Source organism: Porphyromonas sp. CAG:1061, from assembly GCF_000435035.1.
GTDB lineage: Bacteria > Bacteroidota > Bacteroidia > Bacteroidales > Porphyromonadaceae > Porphyromonas_A > Porphyromonas_A somerae.
This window is the reverse complement of record NZ_HF988821.1, coordinates 1-1422: the sequence shown is the minus strand read 5'-3', so window position 1 is coordinate 1422 and position 1422 is coordinate 1. Positions and strand designations below refer to the sequence as shown.

Below are 1422 nucleotides of genomic sequence, written 5' to 3'. Positions count from 1 at the left end.
GCAACGCAGCAGATCGCCTTCGTGCAACAGTCGCTTATTGAGAATTAGAGGGAGGAACTGGTGAACTCGAAGCTTTGAGTTACTCCATTGTGCTCAAGCTCAATGGCTTCCTTTTTATCTCTAGCCTTTTTGCCATTAAGTCGTTCCTCAAATTGGTAGGAGCCTTTGGTCCCCATTGAATTGGGTGCAACGACCTCTCCTTTGACCGATACCCGCTTTGCCTCTTTGATTCTAAAGGTGTAGGTCTTAGTCTCACCCTCTTTGATGTTGGTGAATGTCTTTTCTTTATTCGCTATTGGGCGGTGCTCTTCACTCCACAAGATTTCCTTGGCATCAGTGTCAAAGGTGTAGAATATATGCATCTCACCTTTTTCTGCTGTCACCGTAAAGATGTATTCGTAGTCATTGACAGAGCCTTCCTTCGGAAGGTTATCACCATTACCACAACTTACCATCAACACCGCAGCCAATGCTGCTACTAGGGACCATAAAATCTTCTTTTCCATATTCATTCAATCTTTCTTTCTGTTGTTGAAAATAAATCAGCGGCAAAGATATCATATCGCCACAATATGGCTATTTAATAAATCATAAACTTGATATCGTCTCCTCAATTTGGTAAGTTTGTAGTACAATTAGATGAATGTATCATTACCTAATTTCTTTTATTATGCCTATAGATTCTATGTCGCAGACACTTCCAGAGAGTTTTGAACTTTGTTTTGCCAATCATTGCTCCAAGAAGGAGAGTTGCTTGCACTTTCTCAAAGGGCAGGAGGTGCCACCTAGTAATATGCCTATCCTTTGCTTCCACCCTAATAAACCCGATGTGGGGGCGAATTGCCAAGTGTATGTAGAGGATCGATTGATCCCTCATTATGTTGGCTTTATGAAGGGGGCAGGTAAAGTCCCTACTAAACTTCTTCCTACGTTTAACCGACGCTGTATGCAAGAGCTCGGCATGCAAAAAACACGCTTCTATCAGCTACGTAAAGGCGAAATGCCTTTGCGTCCTTGGGAGGCAGAACGTATCTCAGCGATCTTTGCCGAGATGGGTATCAATCCTGATGACGTCTTTGATGAAGTGGTTATGCGTTTCGATATTTAGTCCGATGCATCAAAGCTTCATTCCGTATGCGTGCGGAATCCATTCCGTAGCCGTGCGGAATGCGTTCCGCACGCATGCGGAATATATGCGTGCCCTAGTGTCCTATTCCTAATTATGTAGACACGGTCAATCGGTTATTCCTAAATAAGTAGACACTCCCTATGGAATTGTACCGATACCATATACTTTTTCCCTGTTATTGAGCGTCGGAATTCCGTATTAGATGAGGCTGTCGTATGAAGGATAAAATGCTTATATCTGTCAAGGCTTCTCATGGATTGGAAGGACCTCGGCAGAGGTCCCTCTTAAATAGG

General features: G+C 43.3%; 2 protein-coding genes. One reads left to right on the top strand and one right to left on the bottom strand.

All coding sequences use genetic code 11. The features are described from left to right. Window positions 1-44: 44 nt before the first annotated feature. The gene (locus QVO39_RS00345) at window positions 45-506 is read right to left on the bottom strand and encodes a hypothetical protein (protein ID WP_021902528.1); all 462 of its coding nucleotides are present in this window, start codon (window positions 504-506) and stop codon (window positions 45-47) included. A gap of 179 nt (window positions 507-685) precedes the next feature. Here QVO39_RS00345 and QVO39_RS00340 point away from each other — a divergent pair, with 179 nt between their 5' ends. Next, on the top strand, window positions 686-1108 hold the full coding sequence (locus QVO39_RS00340) for a DUF6078 family protein (protein ID WP_070707913.1): 423 nt from the start codon (window positions 686-688) through the stop codon (window positions 1106-1108). Window positions 1109-1422: the final 314 nt, after the last annotated feature.

Excerpts from the sequence above, each read along its gene's own strand:
- QVO39_RS00340 (WP_070707913.1), top strand. The coding sequence starts at position 686 with ATGTCGCAGACACTTCCAGAGAGTTTTGAACTTTGTTTTGCCAATCAT.
- QVO39_RS00345 (WP_021902528.1), bottom strand. The coding sequence starts at position 506 with ATGGAAAAGAAGATTTTATGGTCCCTAGTAGCAGCATTGGCTGCGGTG.